Origin of the sequence: Klebsiella sp. D5A, from assembly GCF_001620885.1 — a bacterium.
In the GTDB taxonomy this organism is placed as follows: domain Bacteria; phylum Pseudomonadota; class Gammaproteobacteria; order Enterobacterales; family Enterobacteriaceae; genus Klebsiella; species Klebsiella variicola.
On record NZ_LOAR01000010.1, the window covers coordinates 1 to 16,922 of the forward strand.

20 protein-coding genes and 2 pseudogenes are annotated in these 16,922 nt (G+C 48.8%); 13 read left to right on the top strand and 9 right to left on the bottom strand.

Going from position 1 to position 16,922, the window contains the following annotated elements; genetic code table 11:
* The first annotated feature begins 20 nt into the window (after positions 1–20).
* From AS136_RS15640 to AS136_RS15650, 3 genes and pseudogenes are all read left to right on the top strand, one after another.
* Positions 21–131: a colicin immunity domain-containing protein gene (locus AS136_RS15640; RefSeq protein ID WP_228140424.1), complete on the top strand. Its 111-nt coding sequence runs from the start codon at positions 21–23 to the stop codon at positions 129–131.
* 467 nt (positions 132–598) lie between these two features.
* Positions 599–847 (top strand): annotated as a pseudogene (locus AS136_RS15645) (M3 family metallopeptidase); the annotation flags it as partial.
* Positions 848–1,383: 536 nt separating this feature from the next.
* Positions 1,384–3,078, top strand: a complete 1,695-nt coding sequence (locus AS136_RS15650; RefSeq protein ID WP_023322562.1) for a thiamine pyrophosphate-binding protein — start codon at positions 1,384–1,386, stop codon at positions 3,076–3,078.
* Here AS136_RS15650 and AS136_RS15655 read toward each other — a convergent pair.
* The 3 genes from AS136_RS15655 to AS136_RS15665 all read right to left on the bottom strand — a co-directional run bounded on the left by AS136_RS15655 (position 3,075) and on the right by AS136_RS15665 (position 5,392).
* The gene (locus tag AS136_RS15655) at positions 3,075–3,995 is read right to left on the bottom strand and encodes a LysR family transcriptional regulator (protein WP_023322563.1); all 921 of its coding nucleotides are present in this window, start codon (positions 3,993–3,995) and stop codon (positions 3,075–3,077) included. The genes AS136_RS15650 and AS136_RS15655 overlap by 4 nt on opposite strands.
* A gap of 67 nt (positions 3,996–4,062) precedes the next feature.
* Positions 4,063–4,695, bottom strand: coding sequence for a histidine phosphatase family protein (locus AS136_RS15660; RefSeq protein ID WP_023322564.1), 633 nt, complete (start codon positions 4,693–4,695; stop codon positions 4,063–4,065).
* A gap of 292 nt (positions 4,696–4,987) precedes the next feature.
* The gene (locus tag AS136_RS15665) at positions 4,988–5,392 is read right to left on the bottom strand and encodes a carboxymuconolactone decarboxylase family protein (protein WP_023322565.1); all 405 of its coding nucleotides are present in this window, start codon (positions 5,390–5,392) and stop codon (positions 4,988–4,990) included.
* A 101-nt stretch (positions 5,393–5,493) separates the two neighbouring features.
* Here AS136_RS15665 and AS136_RS15670 point away from each other — a divergent pair, with 101 nt between their 5' ends.
* Entirely contained in the window at positions 5,494–6,405 is a 912-nt protein-coding gene (locus AS136_RS15670) for a LysR family transcriptional regulator (protein WP_016160975.1), read from the top strand.
* A gap of 691 nt (positions 6,406–7,096) precedes the next feature.
* On the opposite strand, the gene AS136_RS28220 is transcribed toward AS136_RS15670, so the two are convergent.
* Positions 7,097–7,306, bottom strand: a complete 210-nt coding sequence (locus AS136_RS28220; RefSeq protein WP_124038053.1) for a hypothetical protein — start codon at positions 7,304–7,306, stop codon at positions 7,097–7,099.
* 158 nt (positions 7,307–7,464) lie between these two features.
* Here AS136_RS28220 and AS136_RS15680 point away from each other — a divergent pair, with 158 nt between their 5' ends.
* The 3 genes from AS136_RS15680 (at position 7,465) to AS136_RS15690 (ending at position 9,521) form a co-directional block, all read left to right on the top strand.
* Positions 7,465–8,046, top strand: a complete 582-nt coding sequence (locus tag AS136_RS15680; protein ID WP_008804998.1) for a cytochrome b/b6 domain-containing protein — start codon at positions 7,465–7,467, stop codon at positions 8,044–8,046.
* 53 nt (positions 8,047–8,099) lie between these two features.
* Positions 8,100–8,789 (top strand): VIT1/CCC1 transporter family protein, encoded by a 690-nt coding sequence (locus tag AS136_RS15685; RefSeq protein ID WP_008804997.1) that lies wholly within the window; start codon positions 8,100–8,102, stop codon positions 8,787–8,789.
* Between the two features lie 144 nt (positions 8,790–8,933).
* Positions 8,934–9,521 (top strand): LysE family translocator, encoded by a 588-nt coding sequence (locus AS136_RS15690; RefSeq protein ID WP_023297570.1) that lies wholly within the window; start codon positions 8,934–8,936, stop codon positions 9,519–9,521.
* A gap of 10 nt (positions 9,522–9,531) precedes the next feature.
* Here AS136_RS15690 and AS136_RS15695 read toward each other — a convergent pair whose 3' ends face one another.
* Positions 9,532–10,425 carry a LysR family transcriptional regulator gene (locus AS136_RS15695; protein WP_008804995.1) on the bottom strand — a complete coding sequence of 298 codons (894 nt, stop codon included), beginning with the start codon at positions 10,423–10,425 and terminating at the stop codon, positions 9,532–9,534.
* Between the two features lie 219 nt (positions 10,426–10,644).
* On the opposite strand from AS136_RS15695, the gene AS136_RS15700 reads away from it, so the two are divergent.
* On the top strand, positions 10,645–11,190 hold the full coding sequence (locus AS136_RS15700; RefSeq protein WP_012968290.1) for a GNAT family N-acetyltransferase: 546 nt from the start codon (positions 10,645–10,647) through the stop codon (positions 11,188–11,190).
* A gap of 349 nt (positions 11,191–11,539) precedes the next feature.
* Positions 11,540–11,662, top strand: coding sequence for a small membrane protein (locus AS136_RS29360; RefSeq protein ID WP_012541799.1), 123 nt, complete (start codon positions 11,540–11,542; stop codon positions 11,660–11,662).
* Here AS136_RS29360 and AS136_RS15705 read toward each other — a convergent pair.
* Positions 11,659–12,288 carry a helix-turn-helix transcriptional regulator gene (locus tag AS136_RS15705; RefSeq protein WP_023322567.1) on the bottom strand — a complete coding sequence of 210 codons (630 nt, stop codon included), beginning with the start codon at positions 12,286–12,288 and terminating at the stop codon, positions 11,659–11,661. The two genes, AS136_RS29360 and AS136_RS15705, sit on opposite strands and share 4 nt — an antisense overlap.
* Positions 12,289–12,716: 428 nt before the next feature.
* Positions 12,717–12,812, bottom strand: a complete 96-nt coding sequence (locus tag AS136_RS29235) for a YnaM/YnfT family protein (protein WP_272482055.1) — start codon at positions 12,810–12,812, stop codon at positions 12,717–12,719.
* Between AS136_RS29235 and AS136_RS28720 the strand changes: the two are divergent.
* The 3 genes and pseudogenes from AS136_RS28720 to AS136_RS15715 form a co-directional block, all read left to right on the top strand.
* Positions 12,772–12,864: pseudogene (locus AS136_RS28720) on the top strand (hypothetical protein); the annotation flags it as partial. The gene AS136_RS29235 and the pseudogene AS136_RS28720 overlap by 41 nt on opposite strands.
* A 453-nt stretch (positions 12,865–13,317) precedes the next feature.
* A complete protein-coding gene (locus AS136_RS15710; RefSeq protein ID WP_008804992.1) occupies positions 13,318–13,791 on the top strand; it encodes an Hsp20 family protein in 474 nt (157 codons plus the stop codon).
* Between the two features lie 167 nt (positions 13,792–13,958).
* Positions 13,959–14,471: a 2-oxo-tetronate isomerase gene (locus AS136_RS15715; protein WP_023322568.1), complete on the top strand. Its 513-nt coding sequence runs from the start codon at positions 13,959–13,961 to the stop codon at positions 14,469–14,471.
* A 20-nt stretch (positions 14,472–14,491) separates the two neighbouring features.
* Here the strand turns inward: AS136_RS15715 and AS136_RS15720 are convergent, their stop codons facing one another.
* On the bottom strand, positions 14,492–15,709 hold the full coding sequence (locus tag AS136_RS15720; RefSeq protein WP_063266836.1) for a diguanylate phosphodiesterase: 1,218 nt from the start codon (positions 15,707–15,709) through the stop codon (positions 14,492–14,494).
* A gap of 401 nt (positions 15,710–16,110) precedes the next feature.
* On the opposite strand from AS136_RS15720, the gene AS136_RS26940 reads away from it, so the two are divergent.
* Positions 16,111–16,230, top strand: a complete 120-nt coding sequence (locus AS136_RS26940) for a small membrane protein (RefSeq protein WP_137036724.1) — start codon at positions 16,111–16,113, stop codon at positions 16,228–16,230.
* 28 nt (positions 16,231–16,258) lie between these two features.
* On the opposite strand, the gene kbvR is transcribed toward AS136_RS26940, so the two are convergent.
* Positions 16,259–16,870 (bottom strand): LuxR family transcriptional regulator KbvR, encoded by a 612-nt coding sequence (kbvR, locus tag AS136_RS15725; protein WP_063266837.1) that lies wholly within the window; start codon positions 16,868–16,870, stop codon positions 16,259–16,261.
* Positions 16,871–16,922: the final 52 nt, after the last annotated feature.

Here is a 16,922-nt window from a genome sequence, read left to right on the forward strand (position 1 = left end):
AGTGTGCGGCTGAACTTTTTATTCTTGCTGATTGTTATACATCGGATTCTGTGAGAAGAGAGAGCGAGCTGGATTCAGATAGTTTGCGCAAGGAGGTTAAAGCTACTCTTGCGAAGTATCAACTCCTGTAACTTTTCCAATTGGTTCTGAGATAAATGATTGATTTTGAAAGTATGGCACATGCTATCGGAGCCTGAGCAATTCCTGTGACCTATGCGCTCTGCATGCAGCACTTTAACTTTCAGGAAGTGACGCGTGCGACAACAACTTCCACGACGATCTCTTAAGTTCCACTTCCACCTTACCTGCGATAATGGGTCGCTTTCGTCCTTGCGCACGCTATCAGGAGAAGACCAGGCAGAACACCAGATGTTCCACCTAATGAACCAAACCTGCACCGGTGTTTATTAACACTTGTTCCTTGTCATTAACCATTACTCATCTTTTGTCAGAAAGGCGGTGCAATATGTCATATGGATATTTCAAAATAATTTGGATTTTAATGCTGCAAAATATGCTTAAATCAACGGAATTTTCATGGTAAAAGGAAGTTAACTTTATGATTTTTATTGGTAAATGCACCAATTGAAAAGGATGCTTCTCCCATATCTTCGTCGGCGGCTATGCGGCAGGCTATTACGCCTATCTGTGGACCCAGATGCTGGCCGACGACGGCTATCAGTGGTTCGTGGAGCACGGCGGTTTGACCCGTGAGAACGGTCAGCGCTTCCGGGAAGCGATTCTGTCGCGCGGCAATAGCACTGATTTAGCTGAACTTTATCGCCAGTGGCGCGGGCACGATCCACAGATTGAGCCGATGCTGAAAAATCGCGGGTTGAATGCGTAGGGCCATTTCGGACTGACACGATAACCGGGCGCGATGCCCGGTTATTTCGATTTTTTCTTTCCCAAAACCGCAGCAAAATTCCTCGCCAACATGAATCCTTCAATGCTGAAAAATTGCAGGGTGATAGAGCTCCATTTCTCACGTCACGACATCTTCCACGTTCATCGAGTCAAACCGCGATCGTTGTGATATTGCGCTGTCATCTTGTCTGATGCCCGCCAGAAGGGGTTCCAGCACCAGGTGAGCCAGAGTAGATGGCTAAAGAAAATCCGACATTATGCTCGCACTGCGGCGGCGAGATTCAGCGAATAGCAAACATCAGAGAGGGTTTCGATAATGTGGCTGGTTTTGATTGAGTGTCAGTGTCTCAGTCCGTCATAGCTTTCCATCTCCTGGCGGACAGCGCATGACTTCCCATACCTAAAAGGGTATGGCTGGGCATCAATATAGTATTGGAAAGGGTGTTATGCCTGTTATTAAGATTGAATCACCCGCCAGACAGGGCGAAGGAATACGCAGACAGAGGTGATCAGTCTATGAGTAATGCAATAACTAAAGTCCAGAATGCCAATGCACGCCGCGGCGGTGATGTATTGTTAGAAGTTCTGGAAAGTGAAGGGGTGGAATATGTGTTTGGTAATCCAGGTACCACCGAACTGCCGTTTATGGATGCGCTGTTAAGAAAACCGTCAATTCAGTACGTGTTAGCTCTGCAGGAAGCGAGTGCAGTCGCCATGGCGGACGGTTATGCGCAGGCAGCAAAAAAACCAGGCTTTCTGAATCTGCATACCGCCGGTGGTTTAGGCCACGGCATGGGAAATCTGTTGAATGCAAAATGCTCACAGACACCACTGGTGGTGACGGCGGGGCAGCAGGATTCACGCCACACGACAACCGACCCATTATTGTTGGGTGATCTGGTCGGTATGGGTAAAACGTTCGCGAAATGGTCGCAGGAGGTTACCCACGTTGATCAGCTACCGGTATTAGTTCGTCGGGCCTTCCACGATTCTGACGCTGCACCGAAAGGCTCCGTTTTCCTGTCGCTTCCGATGGATGTGATGGAGGCGATGAGTGCTATTGGCATTGGCGCGCCTTCTACTATCGACCGCAATGCAGTCGCAGGTTCATTACCTTTGCTGGCGAGTAAGCTGGCGGCATTTACTCCGGGTAAAGTCGCACTGATTGCCGGCGACGAAATCTATCAAAGTGAAGCGGCCAATGAGGTTGTTGCTCTTGCTGAGATGCTTGCCGCTGACGTGTACGGTTCAACATGGCCGAACCGGATCCCCTACCCAACAGCACACCCTCTCTGGCGGGGCAATCTGTCCATGAAAGCGACGGAAATTAACCGAGCATTAAGCCAGTACGATGCTATTTTTGCCCTTGGCGGTAAGTCGCTTATCACTATTCTTTATACCGAAGGTCAGGCAGTGCCGGAGCAGTGCAAAGTGTTCCAGTTATCAGCCGATGCGGGCGACCTGGGACGCACCTACAGTAGTGAACTCTCAGTGGTTGGCGATATTAAATCATCGTTAAAGGTGCTACTTCCTGAACTGGAGAAAGCCACAGCAAACCATCGCCGTGATTATCAACGCCGTTTTGAAAAGGCGATTAATGAGTTTAAATTGAGCAAAGAAAGTCTGCTCGGGCAGGTTCAGGAACAACAATCTGCTACGGTAATTACGCCGCTGGTGGCGGCGTTTGAGGCAGCAAGGGCGATCGGACCAGATGTGGCCATTGTTGACGAGGCGATTGCCACCAGCGGTTCGCTTCGCAAATCTCTCAACAGTCACCGCGCGGATCAATATGCCTTTTTACGCGGCGGCGGCCTGGGATGGGGAATGCCCGCGGCTGTCGGCTATTCACTCGGTTTGGGAAAAGCGCCTGTGGTGTGCTTTGTGGGAGACGGCGCGGCGATGTACTCCCCTCAGGCTCTCTGGACGGCCGCACATGAAAAACTGCCAGTCACCTTTATTGTCATGAATAATACGGAATATAACGTATTGAAAAACTTCATGCGTTCTCAGGCGGATTATACGTCGGCCCAAACAGATCGCTTCATCGCAATGGATTTGGTTAATCCGGCAGTGGATTATCAGGCACTGGGTGCATCGATGGGGCTGGAGACCCGAAAAGTTATCCGTGCTGGCGATATCGCCCCGGCCGTTGAGGCCGCACTGGCGAGTGGCAAGCCTAACGTGATCGAAATCATCATCAGTAAAAGTTAATCGTTAATCCGTCCGGCCTGTGCCGCATCCAGTTTATCCCTGATACTGCGGCACAGGTTCACAAAACCCGGTAAAGCCGGATTAGTGTTCTTTGCCGACCACATCAGCATATTCTCCACCATATTCGGATTTTCCAGCTTCCGGTAAACCACACCGCGTAATTGAGCATTCTCCATACTGGCGGGAATAAGCGCGACACCAACACCATGGGCCACAAAATTCATCACAGTCTGCTGCACGGAGGCTTCCAGACCTATTTGTGGACTAAATCCAGCTTTGAGGCACTGATGAAGGATGGAATCATAGAGCATCGGAGCGCTCTCGCGCGGAACCGTGATGAACGGGTCATCACAGAGTGATTCAAGCCTGAAATGCTCGTGTTGAACCTGGGGGTGGTTGGCAGGAAGGGCGGCAATGAGCGGCTCACGCAAGAGCACCAGTGAATGAATCCCCGGCGTGGCCGTCTCGGAGAAGCTGATTGCCGCGTCCAATCTGCCATCCTGTAATGCGGCGTGTAAATCAGAGGGGACCCTCTCCTGAAAATGCAATTCCACGTCGGAACAGGTATTTCTGTGCTGCATCGCAACATGCGGCACAACGCTATAGCTGGCATACATTGTTGCGCCTAATTTCAGAACCCCTTTCTGCCCTGATTCTATTGCCCGTACGTTATTACAGGCCTGCTCCAGCATTGCCAGCATCGCGCGGCAGTCCAGCAGAAATTGCTCCCCGGCAAGGGTTAAACTGACCCCTTTTGCGGCCCGGTTAAATAGCTTTGCACCGAGGATTGTTTCCAGCTGGGCTATTTGCCGGCTTAAGGGAGGCTGCGAAATATTAAGTTGACTGGCGGCTTTGCCAATGTTTCCGGTTTCAGCAACAGTGCAAAAGTTAATCAACTGGTTAAGGGTTGGTTTCATAAGCATTCCTGAAGCGGGTTCATACCTTCCAGGGTATCACTTGTTTGCCGCAGAGAGGCATATGAAATTAAGCGTTCTGGCGTTCGAGTTGAAGCAGGTGTGTGGCAATTCCCCATCTGATTGCCAGGCATTTCCCATCCCGGAAATCGAACACCGAGTAACTTGCATTAGGGTGAGCGTACCGCGAAAAATTATCAATAGTCCCTTCTTTAAGCACCGCCAGCACGCCCTGGCTGACTTGCCCGTGCGTGACAATACAGACGCGCTGATGTTCTGTGGTTTCTTGTAAGTTGTGTATGAAACCTGTTACTCGTCGGGTTGCTTGTGCTAATGACTCTCCTTGTGGTGGGCAATACTCGGCATCATGTGTGAATAACGCATGCGCATCGTGGGGACGTTGTTGCATGAGTTGTGACGTTAACATACCTTCGAACTGGCCAAAGGCCTGTTCTTTGAGGGCCGGCTCAGCTATCAATGGGCAACGAAAATGGTCAGCCAGGCGCTGTCCCATTTGCCAGGCACGACCAAGCGGAGACGTGTAAACGCAGTCTACCCGGTAATCACTCGCTGCAAACGCGGCAAGTAAAGCTGATGTTTGGCGCTCCCCGCGGGGGGTTAACGCACTGTCACTCTGTCCCTGAATTATTCCTTTTATATTCCACTCTGTTTCCGCGTGTCGAACAAGTATCACTTGCATCATTAAATGGCCATGTATGTTGTTGATTTAAATTCTACCGTTTAGACAAATCCCTTTAATAGCGTGGGATTTTTAGCACTGGACGAAGACAGGTTCTGCCTCCCCGCTTTCCTTGTATCTGACAGCATGTAGTGATGAGATACCGTCTCTGAAATCGAGTTAGCCATCCCATTCCCTTAATCAGTGACGCCTGGTTAGGAATGTGATGCAGACAATCCAAAAAACGCGCCAGGCAATGACCCGAGCCAGCACGCTTGTCAAATGGGATGGCTAGAATGGCAAACAGCGATTGTCTTCAGGACATTTTCGCTTCGACGTTTAACTCAGCATTTATAATATCGCGTATATTGACGAGTGCATTGCGCACCGCGGCGCCTCCTGCATAAAACAGTAATTGCAGGACAACCTCGATGATTTCTTCTCTGGTTGCCCCTGCATTTAGCGCTGCCTGAGCGTGTGCCCTCAATTGTGGAACCGTATGACCCAGAGTGACGCAGGAAGCAATGACAACCATCTCCCGCGTTTTAGCATCCAGCCCCGGGCGTGCAAGGATGCCTCCCATAGCCCATTCGATCGAGATATCAGTAAAATCAGGGCACAAATCGGCCATGTCCTTTCGTAGTTCTTCTCCTGCGCCATTTCCATACAGCTCATTAAACAATCTCATTCCTTGCTCACGGAGCTCTGTATTGGTCATCATTTTTAACCCTCGTGCACTAAGTGAAAACAGATTAAAACCCGCTGGTGAAATTTGATAAACAGCGTTATGTTTTTATCTTTAACAAGCCAGGCTTGATAATAGTGAATAAACTGGAAAGTATGGCGGTGTTTGTCCGCGTCGTGGACAGGGGCAGCTTTAGCGCTGTTGCTGAAGAGATGCGAATCAGCGGAACCATGGTTGGGCTGCATATCAAAGCGTTAGAGGAACATCTCGGCGTTCGCTTACTTAATCGCACAACGCGTCGGCAAAGTCTGACCGATTTTGGTCAGGGTTATTATCAGAGTTGCCGCCGGATATTAGCTGATATTGAAGATAGCGAGTCACAGGCATTTGCTCTTCACCAGAAGCCACGTGGAAAACTGAGAGTAGGTTGCCCAGTCTCCTTTGGTGTCCATGCGCTTTCGCCTGTTACTGCTCAGTTTCTTATTGAATGGACTGATATGGCAGTAGACCTGGTGCTGAGCGATAAATCGATGGATATGGCAGATGAAGGTTTAGATGTCATGATTAAGATTGGTGAGCTCCTGCATGTTAATACACTTGTTGCCCGTCCGATAGCGCCATATCGCTCAGTCATGTGTGCATCTCCGGCCTATATAAAACGGGCAGGGGAACCCATAACACCTGAAGAGTTATGCCATCATCGATGTCTTGGGTTTGCCCATCCCATTGCAGCGAATGAATGGACACTTCAGAGGGAAGGCAAACCTGTCAGAGCTCCGGTAAACATCACGATGACCTGTAACAATGGGGAAGCATTGCGAAGGGCAGCATTGAATGGATTGGGAATTATTATGCAACCCGAGATCCTGTTGGCTGAAGATTTGCAACATGGCCGACTGCTGCCTCTGATGTCTGAATTTCAACCATTAGCTAAGCCAGTGCATATATTGACCTTTGCAAACCGTCAACAGTTACCAAAAATCCGTTTATACGTTGATTTTTTATTGAAAAATTTCAGTGCATCACTCTACGCATTGAACCTTGAATAAATAATGAATTGTACGCGGCTACGGTTGACCGAATGCCCCGTCGGTGGCAGAGAGGCACCATCTGACGTTGATAATACGTAATAATTCGCCTTTGTTCCTGAACACTCCCGAACGTGCGTCCCTTTTTAATCTTGACTTTGCATAAGATTGCTCGGTATGTTTCTCATCGTAGTGTATTATGCCAGATGAAATAAAGCCGTCTATAGCGTGGGTTATATCGTTAAAATGATATATTCGCGCTAATGATTTTTATCCAGGGAAGCAATGAATAAGGAAGTGCGCGAGTGTCTGATTGGAATATTATTGTGCTGTCTCTATTTTCAGCGACGTACCTGCCTTTGTTCTGGTTCGTAGGCATGCGGATAGCCTCTGAGGACATTCTCAGAAAGAGTAAATTTTACGAAGCGGATCCAAATGTGTTAGTCCCTGGATGGGCGAAGACATGCACGACGGTATTCTGTGTTTTGCACTACTGCCTATTCCTCATACCTTTGACTATGATTGACTGGTTACATGGCTTGGCTGCATTTGGCGCAGGGATTCTGTTGCTTGTGTTTCTCCCTTTATTCAGGAAAAGCTATATGCCTGTTTTCAAAGCACACGCTGTGTGCGTTCACAGGAGGGACCCTTCAACAGGACGATTATTAATTCGTGTGTTGAAGGCTAAGTCTTTTGGTTGAAAATGGTCTGTTTAGCCTTTATTCATATTACGTAAGTCTTCTGGCAAACCAGGTCCTTCTGGTAACCAACCCAGATGAGTCTGGGTAGCTTTGCCTGAAGCACCAGGATCAACATGAGCCAGTGCCAAACGAACCACGATAATGTTTACCCATTGAGGCAGCGTCTTCTTCTGTCGCTCCACGAGGAAATAAGGCGGAGGAGACAGGCGCATCAGTTTCACGAGTAAGTCCATGGATGCTATTAGCTGCTGAGATAGCCGGTATGGTTTGCCTTTTATTCATACATCATTTAGTGCACTTCAACATCAAGGCGTTAAGGTTGCGTTAACAAACAGAAGCAATACTGATGTGGCCGATCCCCTTATAAAATGGCCAAATGATGAACGAACAACTTCGCAATGCGCTTCCGCATAAAGACACCCCTTTTTTCCGCATGCTGCACATTATTGTCGCCACCCTGATTCTGCTGCAGATCATTAGCTCTAATCTCACCGAAAGTGAGGCGCTTCGCGACGTAACTCTGACCGGAGTCGTGACATGGTTCCATGTTATCTCTGGATTCGCGCTGATGGTTCTTGGTGTAGTGATGCTGGTATGGATGCTTAAACAACGTGGGTTTCGTTACTATTTTGCCTGGTCGTCCCTTGATTTTCGCGGTGTAGTTGAAGACATTAAAATGCTAATGACATTTCGTCTTCCTGAAGCACATGCCGGTGGCATAGCGGCGATGATCCAGGGGCTTGGCGTACTTGCTTTGTTGGCGGTCGCACTCTGTGGAGGGCTCTGGTTTGTACTGGACACCGCGCCAGGGACGTCAACGGCGCTGGCAGAAGCGGTCCTGCATTTGCATAAATTTCTGACGGTGTTCATTGAAACCTATTTCTGGGCACATGGTGCGATGGGATTGCTGCATATCTTCCTCACCTTTCGCAGTCAAAAGAAACATCCCGTTGTTGGATAAGGTTCTGGTCTCTCGCTAATCCCGATGAGAGTGCGTATTAAAAGGAAAAAGGCATGCATCTTGAACGACACAGCATTGAAAGCGTCGGTTGGTTAAGGGCGGCGGTCCTGGGAGCGAATGACGGGATTGTCTCAACCGCCAGCCTGGTGCTCGGCGTGGCGTCTGCAAATACCAGCCCTTCGGGCGTGTTGCTGGCCGGTGTCGCCGGGCTGGTTGCGGGAGCCATGTCGATGGCAACAGGGGAATATGTTTCGGTATCATCCCAGGCGGATACGGAAACCGCCGCGCTTGCCGAGGAAAAAAGTGAGCTGGACGCAGATTATCAGGGAGAGGTACGGGAGCTGACGTCTCTTTATATCCAACGCGGAGTGGAGCCTGCGCTTGCCCGCCAGGTTGCAGAGCAACTGATGGCTAAAGATGCCCTCGAGGCCCATGCCCGCGAAGAGTTGGGATTAACGGATACTCATTCTGCGCGACCTTTGCAGGCGGCCATTTTTTCGGCCGTGAGTTTTTCAGCCGGGGCGGGGTTACCCTTGATCGTTGCAGTGCTATCGCCAGCAAAACTGACTGTTATCGCGATTTTCCTATCCACTCTCTGTTCACTGGCTGCTCTTGGCTATTTCTCTTCCGTGGTGAGTAACGCACCGCCTGTCAGAGCTATCAGCAGAATTACGTTCTGGAGCACGCTGGCCATGCTTTTTTCGATAGGGATTGGGCGTATAGCCGGGCAGGTACTGCTGTAAAATTGCTAAATTATCAAACACACCTTTAGAGAATGAGCTATTTAATCTAACGTCCATATCGGGGTAGTCTTTAAATATAGCGAAATAACTTGTTATATAAATCTCGCTACAACGATATCTTTCATTGGCAACGTGGACGAAAAAATGGTTTTGATGGCTACTATGTTTCTGTATTCTCTGGCTCTGTCGTTTTCGCCCGGGCCAGTCAATATGGTCATTATCTCTTCAGGTGTTATGCATGGCTTTAGAAAAACATTCGCCTTCGTATCCGGTGCGACTCTGGGTTTCACCCTGTTGCTTATCTTTGTTAGTTTTGGGTTATACACAGTCATTGCCTCGCACCCATCATTTTTTAAATACCTGAATGTTCTCGGCTCGATTTTTATACTGTATCAGGGCTATAAAATTGCCACATCACAACCTGATTGGTCATTAAAAAAGGGAAATGCACCCGGATTTGTTCAGGGAGTGTTAATGCAATGGTTCAACCCAAAAGCCTGGGCTGCCTGTACCTCTGGAACTACCTTGTTTTCTGAGCCATCAACCAGTCTGCCCCTAATACTGTTCATTATTATTTACTTTTTTATCTGTTATATCTCATTATCAATTTGGGCAATATTCGGTGATAAAATGTCAACGTTTCTTCAGGGAAGGGCACAAATGCGTATCTTTAATTTATTGATGGGCGGGGTTTTATGCGTTATCGCATGTTATATGCTTTACCCACAATGATTTTAACTGTTCAAAGCTTATGTTGTTCCATAGCGTTATAAATGTAATTAATTAGTTTATAGGCGGCGCTGCTGGTTGATATATTGGCGGGCCAAATGGCATAAACTTTTAGCGGCTCTAATGACCAGTCAGGAAGTACTTCATGCATCTCCCCGAGTTTAACATCATTTTCGCAGAGGAAACGGGGAGGTACGGCAAGCCCTATGTTCTGTTTGGCAAGGACATAGGCAGCTTCAATGTTATCAACGCATACCATAGGAGCATACTTAATGACCGCCAGTTCGCCGTTTTTATGCCTGAACTCTCGGATGTTCTCTCTCATTGTTAACCCAATCCACGGCAGGGATCCCAGCTCAACGGGATGCTTAATGGGTTGGTGCTGCATGAGCAAGTCCTTAGACGCCACCAGTTGTCGTGGTAGAACAAATAGGTGTCTTGCTTTGAGTGAACTGTCCGGGAGTTCGCCAATACGGAAGGCGACATCAATGCTATCGGCGATGATGTCCTCGCGTAGATCACTATAAGAAATACTCAGGGAAATATCCGGGTTTTCTTTGATAAAATTCGCCAGATGGCGGGTGAATGGACCGTTTAAAAAAACAGCAGGGAGGGAAATGCGCAGCTTGCCGACGGTAGAGATAGAGCGTTGTTTAAATTCAATGACGCCCTTTTCATACAGCTCCAGCATCGATCTGGCGGTCTCCAGCAAACTGATGCCATCCTGGGTTAGAGAAATTTTTCGCGTATTTCTGTACAGCAAGGCGCTATTGAGGTTTTTCTCAAGTCTGGATAAATGTGTGCTTGCTGTTGCGGTCGTCAGGCCTAACGCTGCAGCGCCACCTGAGATAGAACCTCGTTCTACAATTTTGGCAAATACTATCAGGTAGCGGATGTCATCGATCATTTACAGTCCTGTGTTCACTCAGTAATGCTGGGCGTGGAGCCAGCAAAAGCGTTAATCCATCATAGAATTAACATATCCTATTTTCATCATCGGCAGCATAATTTTTCAAATGCTTCTCAACGCTGGCTAATCGGTTCCCCGGTATGGAGATTTGTGCTTCAATGGGCAGGCAGAAATCCTCGAAGCATCATCGGTAATATTCCCCGTCAGGAGGTAAGTTTGCACATTGATACCCATCGTTTGCATCTTCGCCCGGTCATGGCTTCCGATGTCGACGATCTGTACCGAATTTATGGCGATCCCGCGACCAATACCTTCAACCCCGCAGGACCGTACCCGAATATAGACTATGCGGAAGTCGTCCTGCGGCGCTGGCTCGCGCACTGGCAAACGCACGGATTCGGAAATTGGGCAATATCAATGCGCAATACCCCTGAACACATCATTGGCTTTGGTGGCGTCAGTCTACGCAGTTATAACGATGTCACCATTAACAATCTTGGATATCGGTTTTCTACTGAGGCATGGGGAAAAGGCCTGGCCACCGAGTTTGCGATTGGCGCGATGAGATATGGCTTCGAGGTGCTTAAACTTGCGGAGATGTCAGCGGTTGTCCGGGCTAACCATCTGGCTTCGCAGAAAGTTCTCGAGAAAGCCGGGATGAGGTACATTAACGATATTGCTGATGTAAAAGATGCACCGCCGAGCCTGCTTTATTCATTGACGTTAAACGAGTGGTTAAGCCAGATCAGTGGCTGTACATAACGTTTAGGTTAACCCTGGCGACGGGTAATGACGCGGTCGCCTTGGGCGATCTTTCCGGCAAAACCTGCTGGCATGCCCACGAAGATACTCTTAGACATCCGCCCCCAATTTTATGCTGGTATTATGGGAGTAACCGCTGCGCGTCACGCCCGGTTTACCCCGTGCAGCGATGTGCTTTTTATTAGCTAAATGCGCGCGTAATAATAAAAATAATTTCTTCAGCTTTATTCATTTTCAGAATTATCGCACAAGGTCTTACCTTAATCTGAAATGGCTGAGGGATAGTTGTTTTTGAAAACTTATACCCCGTATTATTTGATAATCATCTTTATCTCTGAAAAGGTCGTGTATGAGTAATTTTCTGCTATTAGCCCTGGCGGTGGTGTTATTGTTAACATCATTATTTTGTGGTCTGTCATATGTTAAAGACAGAAGGAAGCTTAAGATGCGTTTTAACAAAACCCGGCGTTAATGGGTTGCTATTGAGGATAGCGCAAGAGCGATGGCCGAGAATCGCGCCAGCTCTTGCTTAGTATCAATCTGGAATTTTTTCATGATGTTTATTTTGTGTGAAAAAACCGTCTTATGGCTGATGCCCAGCTCTTGCGCTATCTGTTGATTGTTCATTCCCGTTTTTATCGCATCGATAATATAAAGCTGCGATTTGGTCAATGTTAGTCGCGGGCATTTAAGGCAGCGTCTGCTGTCTTTTTCCGCCACCCCAGAGACGGATTTACTTAATGCCGTCAGACGGTTTGCAATTTGCTTTTTAATGCTGCTGAGATCGGCGTTGATACTGATAAAACAGGCATCACGCAGACAAAGCGGCAAACGGTCAACCCGGGCACAGCTGTCGCTGGGGACAAAAACAAAGACAGGCGTCTGTTGCGGTATCTTCTTGAAGTACGGGTGACACAGGTAATGTTCACCGGTTTCCATTTCCGTAAAAAGCACATCAGTCTGGCTAATGATGTCAGATGAATATTCGTGAAGGGAAAAGGGCGTACAGATATTTTCTTCGATTGCGATCTCGATCAGTAGCTCGCAAATTCCCCGTTTCAGATAAATATTTTCAGTGTTAATTAAAAAATCAGGCATAGTGATGATGAACGCGAAATGGATTAAGGTTGATAAAATTCTTTGAAGCAAATTTGTTTTGCGAATATGGGCTTAGGATATTTCTAATAACAAACAAAAGCAATAAGTCCAAAATTGGACTTATTGCTGTGCGGATGATATAAGATTTTTAAAATCAGTGGGTTACGTATATGAGTCGCATAGAAGTTGTCGGCAATTTGGCACAAACTGCTTAAATTGCTTATATTGCATGCGTTAATTCTGGTCTCAAATATATTAATCAAAGTAATTTATTCACTGTGTGAATTGCTATTTCAAAAATACGTTGTGCAGGCGCGGATCCTCGATGAGATCGCGCCTGAGCGAAGCCAGGAGTTGTCTTTGACAAAAAGGGAGCGAGGTATTGTCCCGCCGCTGCGGAGGGTGAACAGCAACGGCGTACAAAAGAATCAGTTATCGGGGTTGTTGGAAATGCCTTTCCAGACCATCCCCAGGCCGATCAACATCGACGCGAAGAGGGCGAACAGGGTGGTAGAGATAAAAATACCGGTCATGGTGGTGCCTCAGAAAGTGCGTATGCAGGTTATTAGGCACGGGACGGCGAGAAAGGTTCCTTGCAGGGCTGACTATTTTTCCGTCAGGGTTTGCCGGCTGATGCCAGCAAGGTAATGGCTTGTCAGCGCGCCTCGGGCGGCGGAGCGAGCCGCTGGTGAGGAACGCGCTTATCACTGCAGTCGTAAAGGGCAAAACGGACGGTGGGGGTGGTGGCGCGGTCCGGGCGTTGACATCCCTTTGAACAAGTTATATATACATGTCGCTTCTGTTTATTGAATGTTAAACAGCATCAGTTATGGGACTCAGAAGCGCCACTGCCCCCGCCGTCGGGCGGGGGTCACTCTGCCACCCGGCCTGGTTATTTTTTCCTGTGGCGAGTGATAAAAAATTTTATTTTCGCTCTTGAAAAATGCACTGCAGATATTATTTTATATAGCGGACAAGCAATGCTTGCCTTTATGTTGAGCTTTTGAATGGATATTCAGGAGGTTAATTATGGCACTCAAAACCTTGTCAGCACTCCCTGTTTTCGCTGATTCTCTTTTTGCCGATCGTTTCAACCGCATTGACCGTCTTTTCAGCCAGTTAACTGGCGATACGCCGGTGGGCGCCTTGCCGGCCTATGATTTGCAGAAAATAGATGACAGTAATTTCCTGCTCAGCGTCAGCGTGCCCGGCTGGAAAGATGAGGAACTGGAAATAGAGACCGTCGGCGGTAATCTGCATATTACCGGCAAACGTGGAGAAACTGATTCCGGGACCGACGGTAGCCAGCGCTGGATATATAAAGGCATCCGCCGCGCTGATTTCCAGCTGAGTTTCTCGCTTCCTGAACATGCCCAGATTAATCAGGCACAGCTGGATAGTGGGATCTTAAAGGTGACTATCCATCAGGAGATCCCGGAAAGCGAAAAACCGCGCAAAATTGCCATTGAGAGTCACGGCCGGGTGATTGAACACAAGGTCTGATTCGGCGACAGTTCAGACGAGTATTCGCTAAGGCCCGCGCAGCGGGCCTTTATTTTTCCACCCGAACTGACGCGATCGGTCTACTGCCGACGAGAGAAATCGATATGCTATTCTTTTAACTGGCGCGATGCTGCTGTTATTCCTTTGATATTTTGTGAGGGGTCTGAATGACAGACGAGATGAGTTACGATGCAAAACCGACCTCAGCGCTAACGGCGGAAGTGGCTCAGATGCTGGTTGCTCGGGGCTGGCGGCTAACCACGGCAGAGTCCTGCACCGGGGGCAATCTGGCGGCGGCGCTCTGTGCTCAGGCGGATACCGCGGCGTTTTATGATACCGGCATCGTCACTTTCAGCGATGAAGCCAAACGAAACGTGCTGCAGGTTCGTGCGGAAACCCTGGCGGTACACAGCGCCGTCAGCGAAGCGTGCGTCCAGGAGATGTCGGCCGGTATTCTGGCAATGGCTGACGCCGATATCGCCATCGCCATCAGCGGCTACGCGGGACCGGAGGGCGGGGAAGATGGTACCCCCGCCGGCACGGTATGGTTTGCCTGGAATTTTCGCGGCCAGACTGAAACCAAACGGATGTGCTTTGCCGGCGACTGTGAGACCGTGGTGGCGAAAGCGGTACGATATGCCCTGGCGGCACTGAGCGAAAAGCTTGCCCACTGGCAATGACGATGCCCGGGTGCGCGTCCTTACAGGTCCGTTGCCTGGCGCGCTACCGGCCAGCAGATCTCCCCGATGCCGTTAAGGCAGGGTCGGGAAAAGAGAAATCCCTGAAACAGGCGAATGCCTACCGACTGCAGCCAGCACCACTCCTCAATGGTTTCGACGCCCTCGGCGACCACGGTGATGCCGAGATCTTCACAGCAGCGCACGACCGAGGCGACAATCGCCTGTTTGGTGCCGCTAATATGAATATCGCGCACCAGCTCCGCATCCACTTTGATTTTATCAGGCTGAAAGCGGGTCAGGAGCGACAGACCGGAGTAACCGGCGCCAAAATCGTCGATGGCCAGTTTCATGCCGGCCACGCGCAGCGCTTTGAGTACTTTGCGGAACTGGTCGAAACAGGAGATAACCTCCGTCTCAGTCACCTCGATCAAGACCTGTTCTGGCCTGAGACCTGCCGCCAGCAGGTTGTCCATCAGCCAGCCTACGGCGTCAGGATGGTTATACAGCGAGCCTGGCAGCAGGTTGACCGCCAGTTGCTGTTTGCCGAGCGGAAGGCGGGCGGCGAGAGAGAAGGCAAACGCTTTGCTCTCAAGGTCGAAACGGTAGCGATCTTCCGCCGCAATGGCGGCAAACATTTCCACGGGTGAGCCGCCGGTTGGGCTGCGGATCAGGGCTTCAAAGGAAGAGACCCGCCTTTTGGCCGGCTCGACGATGGCCTGCAGGGCGAACTGGCAGGGCTGATCCGTCAGGTTGCGCGGCGAGGCATTGCCCACTGCGGGAGTCATCGACCAGCGAGAAGGCTGCAGAGACTCGGGCAGGCAATAGCGCCCGCCGTCGGCGATAAAGGCGCTAATCAGTCTGAACATGCGGTCATTGACCGGCTCAGTTTCACCAAAGGTGCTGAAGCGCAGGATCTCTTCTACCGCAGCATTATTCTCATGATAGCGGAGATCCAGCATCCGCATTCCGACGTCCCGAAAACGGCGATAGGCCGAGTAGTCGCGCATCAGCTCCACCACATCGCGATGTCGTGGGTCGAATTGTATTTTGCTGAATAACGACTCGAGGATCTCCTCATTTCCTTCCAGTACCTGGAAAAACTGCTGACCATTAAACAGCAGAATCCCGGTTATCCCGAGGGGCATATTTTTTCCGCTGGCGCGATGAATAAGGGCGTCAAGATCGGTCAGTGGCCGGGTTGGATCAACCTGGCTGCGGTAAATCAGGGTGGTTAGCATAGTCATTCCGTTCGCTGTGGCAGAGCGCGATGGCCTGTACAGAGCGTAAAAAGGGAGGTTTGGCTTAGTCCACAAGGAGGAAGCCCGCTTTTCTGACATTCAACCAACCGTGATGTCCGCTACGCGGAACGGGATATTCACATGGTGATTCCTTTCACTCTACAGGGAATCGGATGTTTAGCTATCTTTTTCTCAATATCGTTGCTAAAAGACAATAACAGGCCATACATTTCTTCTAAAACTCGGGGGCGGAGACTGAACTTAGCGATTAAATAATGGCTGTCAGGAATTATCCTACCACGCTATGACGTGTTCTGGAAAAAAAGAAATGAGCTTGCATGGATAATATGAGGTCAATATTATCTATGCCAATCAAATTCTTTTTATTTTTCGAGGTTGTCATGGGTGATTTGCTTATTGTTTTATGTTTGATTTTTTGCCCCATTATTTCTTTGTGGAGCGGTATTTCCTATATTAAAGAGAGGCGTAAAAGACGTTATGTCTTCCGTTCCAGAAGATAATGAGTTAGCATAATAATATTTTACGAGGTTAACGTCTGGCGAGTATCTGGACAAGATTGTTGAATTGCTGACGACTCTTTAAATGGAACTTATTCATAATGTTCTTTTTATGCGAATGGATCGTTTTGTGACTAATTTTTAGTACAGTGGCAACTTCATGCGGACTCAGGCCAATGCTGAACGCGTAGATGACTTTGGTTTGCGCGTCGCTCAATGACTTACAGGGACAATTTATGCAGCGACGCAGACGATTAAAGGGAGAGCCATGCTGTTCCGTTAAGGGGCGTTGAATTGCATGACCTATCACCTCCTTAAGAAGATGAACGGCGGTGTGCGGGTGTATAAATACCGCATGCTTAAAACAGTTGGGTAAGTGATCGATGACGGTAACCTCTTCATCATTCAGGAAAATAAAAAGTTGATAATTCTCTGTAGCGTGCTGTAAAAGTTCATGGCATAAGTACCATTCTCCCGCCACCATTTCCGTGAATATGACATCGGCTTGTGCAATCGACGCCGGCTTCCATTGCTGAGAAAACTGATAATGCGATCGCTCGCACGCCTGCATCGTTTCATTGACCAGTTCGGCAATCGCGACCCGCAGATAGTGATTTTTTATATTGAACAAAAAAATCGTCATATAACTTCCCTGTTGGGTATTAAAATGATATCAGGATAAATTAAAACATATA